This is a genomic window from Schlesneria paludicola DSM 18645 (assembly GCF_000255655.1).
Lineage (GTDB): Bacteria > Planctomycetota > Planctomycetia > Planctomycetales > Planctomycetaceae > Schlesneria > Schlesneria paludicola.
On record NZ_JH636434.1, the window covers coordinates 684856 to 692559 of the forward strand.

Sequence of the window (7704 nt, forward strand, 5' to 3'; positions counted from 1 at the left end):
TCCGCCGCAGCCTCCGACCAATCGATTTTGCCACGCTCCTGCAATTCGTGCAGGAGTTCGAACCAAAGTCCTTCGAAGATGCCCATTCGAGTCCATTCATCGAAGCGCCGCCAGCACGTGCTCGGGGATGGAAAGCACTTTGGTAACTTTGACCACTGGCAACCTGTAATAAGTACATACAAGATTCCCTCCAAACACGCGCGTGACGAGTGGAAAGGGCGCCCACCGCGAGGTTGCTCCTCGGGGGCGGGAATCAGGTGCGCGATGCGATCCCATTGTGCGTCAGTGAGATACGTATATCCGGCGAGATCAATCTTGCGTGTGACTGGCATGAGCGAAACTCCTTTCGCTCTGACTGGTACGCAGTTTCCTTGCCAATACGCGTTATGAAATGCTCTCTAGAAGCCTCGCAGGGCACGATTGAGAACTTTCGAAGCAGCTTGGCAGCCGCCCAGCTCATATGCAGATACAGAATTCGCTTCTGCGCCCTGATTTGCAGCACTCTGCCTCAGCAAGATTTTCGCAAGCGTTATTTGCCCTGGGCTCGTCGGGGCATTCCAAACGTCAGCTCCAATCCTTCTTTTTTGCCTGTATACCGAAATTTCGATATGAGTCGATAACCACCCTCAATGTCCTCGTAACCAAAAGGCTCGGTTTCATAAGGATCTAGGTGATCTAGCAAGGCCGCCTTCCCGCGCCGCTGGATATCAATCGCGGCCTTCAACGCTTCCAGTCGACAGCATGCTGCGATTTCTTCGCTTCGACAAGCGTATGCATCTGCATTTATCAATACGACAGCCAATGGATTTCGTTGGAATTCGAATTCAACGTGTTCCTTGAAATAGCGTTCATATTCGGTGGGAGGAAGTGCAGTTGCATCCGCTAATTTTTGAATAAGCGGCCGCACTGATTCCATCACCCTAACTAGAGACTCAAGGTTATCAGCGAGATTATGGACCTTTCTGATCTCGTCCTTATTGCCATCCAGGAGTTCAGAAACGAATTCTTCCAATCGCGAGTCACGATCGGCTCGCTTTGCACCCTCGATCGCCCATTGGATCGATTCTTCCGATTTCAGAATGGCCTCTTGCATCGAAGTAAATTTCGGAAGACCTTCCACTTGCTGAGTCAAATATTCGAGAGCACTTTCCGGCATTTCGAGCAAGTAGGCGGCGGTGGTCGACGTACACATGTTTTCAAGCATGCACCCAAAGTGAATGTTCGCCCAGAACTTGTCTCGACCAATGTGACGCGCCAACACGAACGTCGCAATGACATCGTCGATTCCATGTTTCCACTCATTTCGCTCGAATCTCCAGCGAGCTCGCAATAGTGACACTCGAGCTAATCCGTGTGCCTTTTCTCCTTGCGGTGCAATAACCATGGGGCCGTATGCGTTGAAGTCGGTCGCCCATTCGCAGTTGGACAGCTTTGATCCTCGATGAAGTTCAGCGAGTCCTTTTTTTACGCGATCATTAAAGACTCGCGACAGTTCTTCAGTCACCGGCACGCCAAATCCCGTGTCAGTTTCGAAGGCGGTCGCATTTTGGACTTTCATATTCTGCCGGAGCTCGGCACAAAGATCGAACGCCACCCAATAATGAAGTGCTGCGTTGTCAGTATCATGCTTTTTATCGTTGGCCGATGCAAAACGGCATAAGCAGTACGATGCAAGAAGCACAAACAATTGCAGGCGTGTACGCTTACAATCGAGCAACATGCCGTTCCTTTCCCAGTAGCGGGGTGCCAACACTGCGCAGAGACAATATGTTACACATCAGTTCAACCGTCTACGGTCCTTTCAGAACCTTCGCTCATTTTCAATCTACGACTCGCGCAACAAGTACGCACATCCGCACGCAATCACTAACCTCACCATCAACTAAATTCCGAACCTTGCCAAATCAAGTGCAGATCATCGTCGCCAATCACTCCTGAGTACTCACCAGTCCCCTTCAACAACCGACTGTCGTGAAGATTCTGATTCATTTCTACGCCGCTTCCGTACGTTACGTTTCTATTTCATACCTACATGAAAGAACACGGTAGCCAGACAGGCCATCCACTTTGTGAGCGTCATTTTTTTCACTACGGTAGAACGCCGCAAGATCATCTGTGAGATTGAACGTGATTTTCGGATCGCGACGAAGTGAAGGGTAGCAATTCCGATCCGTTACGTCATCAACTGTGATCCGCCAATCGCGTATCCTGCACTCAAGAATTTCCGTTTGGCCATGGATTCGCTTCAATTGCGCGACAAGCTTGGGAACACGAATTTCACCAGCCAAGCAGCCAACCCAACGAAGTGGGATCTATCGCTCTGATTGAGGAGGGAGGAAAAGTCAGCTCGGGTACCCAAGGGATGTGTCGAATTCACGAGGCAGACATTAACCGTCTCTTCGATCGTCGTGCGTTGACCGACGACCGCATGGATGGTGCCTACATCGCATCGTCGCCGATCCCGGCTGCACAGCAGGGGCCTATGCGGACGCTCCGCCGCGTGATCGGTATCCCAATTGAACTGCCGACGTTTTCAAGAATGGTCCTTATCGATGCACCATTGCTCGTGTGCACGGACCCGGAGCTCGCCCTATATGGACGCTACGTATTGCCCAAACGCCTCCAACAGAGAGGATTCCAGTTGGAGTTCCCCGTTCTGGAAAATGCACTGCGGGACTTGATCTCAACCTCCAGCACGCAATTTCCTGCCATGCTAGGGCAATCGGGCATCTCGGATTGACGATTGCTTGATGTGGCGGCTGGGGAAGCCTCGTTGTTTAGAGCCTCGATTTTCTCCGAGCACGAGCAATGGAACCCAGGCGTGTCGACTACTTTTGCTTGAGCAACTACGGATCAGTTTGAAGAAGTTTTAGATCCTCTCGCCGATCCTGGCCCCAATTATCCACTCGTTGAAATGGCGTTCATGGCGCTTTGCAGTGCCTTTGCGACTGCAATTCGTGGGCCGACGTCAGTAAGTTCGGCAGCGCCAAACTCATCTAGCTTTGGACGTTCTTGTCGTTCGAATTCCCGTGCACGGTGTGTGCACCAAATGTGCACCGGGAAGGGACTGCGATTGTCAAAAAAAACCAAACGACTGTATTTTAATCACTTGCGGCGATGGATGAATTTAGAAAGCGGAGAGGACAGAACACCGTTAGAACTCCTATGTAGCCGGTTTCGTCAAGGGTGTTTGGAGGACGATGGTTCCAGACTCCTATCCGAGATCACGCCTTGAAGGCGGTCCCATTCAACTAGTTGCGAAAGACGACTCCCATTCTTTTTCACCAGGCTTAGTGCCCAGGTTCTAACTCGGGTTGTCGTCATTCCATCGGCATCCGTTTTGCAGTTCTGATCTTTTATCGTGACATTTGTGGCCTCTGCGATGAAAGAAAAACGTCGCTTCAATTTGTCGAGAGCACGATTGGCGGGCTGGGTTCCCGCCAAAGCGTGCCGTCGCGGAGCATGGCCCAACAAATCACCCAGAGCCTCCTGGCCGTGGCGATCACCGCGATTTTCCGGCGTGTTTTGTTTCCACGACAGATATCCTCGAAGATCTTGCTGATTTTTCCATTGCAACGTCTGGCCAACCAGGAGACCTGGACCAACATCGCGCGGAGCAACTTGTTGCCCCGGCCGCTGATCCCGCCTTGTCGGCTCATCGTTCCGGACTCGAACTGCGTCGGTGTCAAACCCGCATAGGCTCCGACTTGCTTGGCGTTTTTGAATCGTGTGGCATCGTCAATCACGGCCACGACCACCTCCGCCAAGCGTGGGCCGACGCCGGGAATGCTTTGCAACTGCTGGACACGGACATCGTCCTTGGCCAGGCCATCCAACTTGTCTTCCACCTGGTTGATCAATACCTGCAACTGGGTCATCGACTCCAGTTCCATCTGGAGTTCAAATCGCTACAAGTCCTCCGACCGAGTCTCCGTCGCCAACTGCGTCATGAGTTTGAGTGCCGCGATTGACTTGTCCGTCCATCCGGAGCGTCCGCCGGGCCAACGGATGCCCTGACGGTCGAGGAGAGAGCGAATGTGATTTTTGATCGCCGTCCGTCGCGCAACCAAAGTGGTGCGTTAGCCGATCAAGGAACGCCATTGACGGACTTCGGCTGAGGGAAGGGTCAACGTGGGAAGTTGGTTCATGGCGGACAATCGAGCCAGCTTGAGAGCTTCGTCCTTGTCGGTCTTCCGCTTGACGTTCTTTCATCGCCACGCCTCATGATTGGGATTGGCGACCTCGATCGGGATCTCCATCGTCACGGCCAGGTCATGGCCAGGTCATGGATCCAACCGGCCGCGGAGCCGATCTCAATCACGAGGCGCTGCGGATGATGGGTTGCCAACAGGTCATGCATGTCGCCGGGCTTCGTGGCAACGGTGACGAAGGAATTTTCATAGACGCACGCGACGCTCTGAAACTTGCCCAGGTCGATTGCTAGAATCTTCATGTCAGCTCTCCAGTTAAGAATCGGTCATCAGCTCCAGGCCATCTGCTTGGGTTCGTAGGAACAATCATGGATCATCGCGATCCAACAATCGCCCCCTGACCGGGAGAACCGGCTTTCATAGTTTCTTTTTTCATCGGATTGGAAGACTGGGCAAACTGTGTGAGAGTTTTCGTCACCGCTCATCGATCCAGATGGCCGAACCTGCAACTTGACCGATGACAATCAAGCGCACAGGTTGTCATAAGCACAGTATCAAAAGCCAGTTAGACTGACGCTTCACCGAATTCATCAAGAGCATCGGTCTACGGAACCGAAGGGACTGCTTCAACTCGACGACCCGATGTGCTGAGCGGCGAAGATGTGACACGATGTGCGCAGGCTAAAAAGCTGGCTGGCGCGTCTGATCTCTGACAATCTGGTGGGAACTTTGAGCGGGCACGGCTGGCGATAGAACACTGGTTGCGGCCGCAGAAGATCAATTCACCGACGGTATCGACGTATCCGAGCAAGAACACGTCCGTAGGCCAATTGCTGATCGCTGCAAGACGTGGTATGACACTGAGGCTGACACGAATGTCCATCATGAAAAACTCCGCACAACATGAAAACGGAGTCGCAGAATGATTCGACGCCACGATCTGAATCGGTTGTCGCCACGGCAAGGTTTCACGCTCATCGAACTCCTTGTGGTCATCGCTATCATTGCCATGTTGGCCTCGCTGTTGTTGCCCGCCGTTCAACAAGCGCGTGAGGCAGGACGCCGGACTCAGTGCTTGAATAATATCAAGCAGATAATGTTGGCCATGCACAATTATGAGAGTGCATTCAGGACGTTTCCATCAGGAACGGTCGACGGTGGCAGCGGCTTTGGTCAGTTCATGGTGCTTCCGGAACCGTATTCCATTCCCAATATCTATCAAGGGCCTCTAAGCGTCCCAGACATGATTCAGTCCAGGTCAACACTGACGTTGACACAGTGGTGGATGAACGCGAACTGGAACTGGTCAGCATTGATTCTGCCTTACATGGATCAAGGGACGGTCCAACTCGATTTTTCCAAGCCTAAGCTTGGCGTTCCCGCGTCGACAAGTGGTGGAACAGATATCGTATCCCCCAATGAACAATACCTCCGTACGTCAATTCCATCCTACGTCTGCCCGAGCGTCCCCAATTTGCCAAACAATCGCCCAGGATATGGTGCGTCGCAGGGCTGGGCCTATCTGACGTATCGTGGCTGCAAAGGAGTCTACCGTGTGGGCGCTCCCGGCGGCAGCATGCCGAGAATTCCCAACGGCATGTTGTACGATGCCAGTGCCGTGAAACTGAGCGATGTGACAGACGGAACGACCAATACGATCATGCTCGGAGATTCTCTGTTTGGCTATTGGGCCGATGGCCAAAGCTGCTGTGTTCGAATGGCCGATGATACTCTTCCCATGGTTTTCGACAGTTTCTGGACACAACCACCGGCCCCTCGGACGATTGGTGACCTGGTCACATTCCCTCCCGCCTCCGGGCTCGCCCGTCAGTTCTTCAGTTATGGCAGTTACCATTCGGGGAACGTCGTCAGTGTCGCACTTGTCGACGGCTCTGCAAAGCCCGTCTCAAAGACCACCGACAAGTATGTTTTCTGGGCACTTTGCACTCGAAACGGAGCGCTCCGAAATTACATTGCCGGTTCCAACATTGAAAATGTTACTGAGGGTTGGTGATCTGGTCCGTTTAATCGCGATTTCGGTTCACGCCGCAATGTTCGATGGGATGGTTGTTAGATCGACTCAAGACTGGTTGGCTGGTGCCGTCCGAACCGGTTGTTTCTGGCGCGGCTTGCCGTGAGATGCGCCGATTTTGAGACCGGCGGGAGAAAGAATCGCGGCGGACAAGGCAGGTTGAGTGATAAATTCACCGACGGCAACGGAATCCGCCCAATACCCTTGAGCGTGATTCTGAATTCTAGTGCGGGTCGCACTTCCGTGTCGCGTCGAAACAGGGGTTTGTTGCTGTGGTTTTTAGTCCGCAGGACGCCACACTTAAGTTGAATGCGCTCTAAGTGATCATCGCGAGCGGCTTCCTGCAGGTCATAGATTCGGTCATAACATCGTTGTAACCACCAGAAAACAAAAAAAGGAGCAAGACGCGCTCCGCCTGCTCCTTTGTTCCGAAATCCGTTTCGTGTTGGGTGCATGATGTATCGGCACAATTGCCGCAAACATATTCGTGCATCTGAAGGCCCGCGATCAATTCAGCCTTTCACCGACAAGTGAATCCGCAACATTCGCCGGAAATCGTTGGCGATCATGGAGCTCATCTGTTGTGGCGTTCTCATTGTCTAGCCGCAAGAGATTTTCAACAGCCAGTTAAAGAAGAAACACGTCGTTTCGATACTCGGATTCTGTCATTTCCGGGTCGCCACATATGATGATCCCTTGTGCGTCGGGCAGTTTGCCATTCGGCGGAAAGACAAAATATGGCAAGTGCGTCTGGAAATCTGGATTTGCCGTTAGCACCAATCTCACACGGAGGTGTGTTGCGTTCGGCAAACTCGTGGATTGCTCAACAACAGCCATGCGGACAGCAGCGTCAGCGGGTGATGAAGTACTAGTAGGAAATTAGTAACCAGTGGGTTTTGATAGCTGGGAAATCCGGATCATGAAGTTTCCCACGGTCGAAACCCATCCATCGCACTCGCTCGTCAATCACTACTGGGTCTACATACCCCGATGATGGATGGAAAGGTCTTCTCGCGGAAAGTCGCGAATGATAGTAGCCAGCGTCCCATGCGCTGCCTTTCGAAGCACTGAAGTGGACCCCGTTTTTCGGACCACCGGGAGCCAATTCTTAGATGGTCTTCACCGGGGTCTGGAGCGAGGGATTTGATAGGCTTGCCAGGGAGTGCGGTTGGCCAAACCCTGGTGAGGTCGCTCGTGGCGATAGTACTGGAAGTACGCCTTCAATCCTTCATGACAATCGGCTCCTGTCACGTATTCCTTGAGGTAGATGTTCTCGTATTTCACGGTTCGCCAAAGTCGTTCGATCATCACGTTGTCAATCGCTCGCCCTTTCCCATCCATGCTGATGGCGATCGACTCCTGTTCGAGTCGCTTGGTAAATTCGTGACTCGTAAATTGCGATCCTTGGTCCGTGTTGAAGATCTCGGGACGACCATACTTCAACGCTTCGTCGAGAGCTTCCATACAGAACTCCACATCCATGCTGTTGGACAATTGCCAAGCCAGCACGTACCGGCTGTA

7 protein-coding genes are annotated in these 7704 nt (G+C 52.6%); 2 read left to right on the top strand and 5 right to left on the bottom strand.

Annotated elements, in window-relative coordinates; genetic code table 11:
• Together OSO_RS49640 and OSO_RS0103345 are read right to left on the bottom strand one after the other, a co-directional pair.
• On the bottom strand, positions 1–332 hold a 332-nt coding region (locus OSO_RS49640; protein WP_010582127.1), incomplete at its 3' end, for a transposase.
• 197 nt (positions 333–529) lie between these two features.
• Positions 530–1204, bottom strand: coding sequence for a hypothetical protein (locus OSO_RS0103345; RefSeq protein ID WP_162130506.1), 675 nt, complete (start codon positions 1202–1204; stop codon positions 530–532).
• Positions 1205–2362: 1158 nt separating this feature from the next.
• On the opposite strand from OSO_RS0103345, the gene OSO_RS41965 reads away from it, so the two are divergent.
• A complete protein-coding gene (locus OSO_RS41965) occupies positions 2363–2740 on the top strand; it encodes a DUF1731 domain-containing protein (protein WP_010582129.1) in 378 nt (125 codons plus the stop codon).
• A 661-nt stretch (positions 2741–3401) separates the two neighbouring features.
• Here OSO_RS41965 and OSO_RS49645 read toward each other — a convergent pair.
• Positions 3402–3878, bottom strand: a complete 477-nt coding sequence (locus OSO_RS49645) for a transposase (RefSeq protein WP_157605000.1) — start codon at positions 3876–3878, stop codon at positions 3402–3404.
• Between the two features lie 383 nt (positions 3879–4261).
• A complete protein-coding gene (locus tag OSO_RS49650; protein ID WP_010582133.1) occupies positions 4262–4453 on the bottom strand; it encodes a hypothetical protein in 192 nt (63 codons plus the stop codon).
• A gap of 620 nt (positions 4454–5073) precedes the next feature.
• Between OSO_RS49650 and OSO_RS0103375 the strand changes: the two genes are divergently transcribed.
• Positions 5074–6165 carry a DUF1559 domain-containing protein gene (locus tag OSO_RS0103375; RefSeq protein ID WP_010582134.1) on the top strand — a complete coding sequence of 364 codons (1092 nt, stop codon included), beginning with the start codon at positions 5074–5076 and terminating at the stop codon, positions 6163–6165.
• 1137 nt (positions 6166–7302) lie between these two features.
• Here the strand turns inward: OSO_RS0103375 and OSO_RS0103390 are convergent.
• The coding region (locus OSO_RS0103390; protein ID WP_010582137.1) for an integrase core domain-containing protein at positions 7303–7704 on the bottom strand (402 nt) is incomplete at its 5' end.

Bases quoted from the DNA above. Each gene is read 5' to 3' on its own strand.
- OSO_RS0103345 (WP_162130506.1), bottom strand. From the start codon at position 1,204: ATGCTTGAAAACATGTGTACGTCGACCACCGCCGCCTACTTGCTCGAA.
- OSO_RS41965 (WP_010582129.1), top strand. From the start codon at position 2,363: ATGTGTCGAATTCACGAGGCAGACATTAACCGTCTCTTCGATCGTCGT.
- OSO_RS49645 (WP_157605000.1), bottom strand. From the start codon at position 3,878: ATGACCCAGTTGCAGGTATTGATCAACCAGGTGGAAGACAAGTTGGAT.
- OSO_RS49650 (WP_010582133.1), bottom strand. From the start codon at position 4,453: ATGAAGATTCTAGCAATCGACCTGGGCAAGTTTCAGAGCGTCGCGTGC.
- OSO_RS0103375 (WP_010582134.1), top strand. From the start codon at position 5,074: ATGATTCGACGCCACGATCTGAATCGGTTGTCGCCACGGCAAGGTTTC.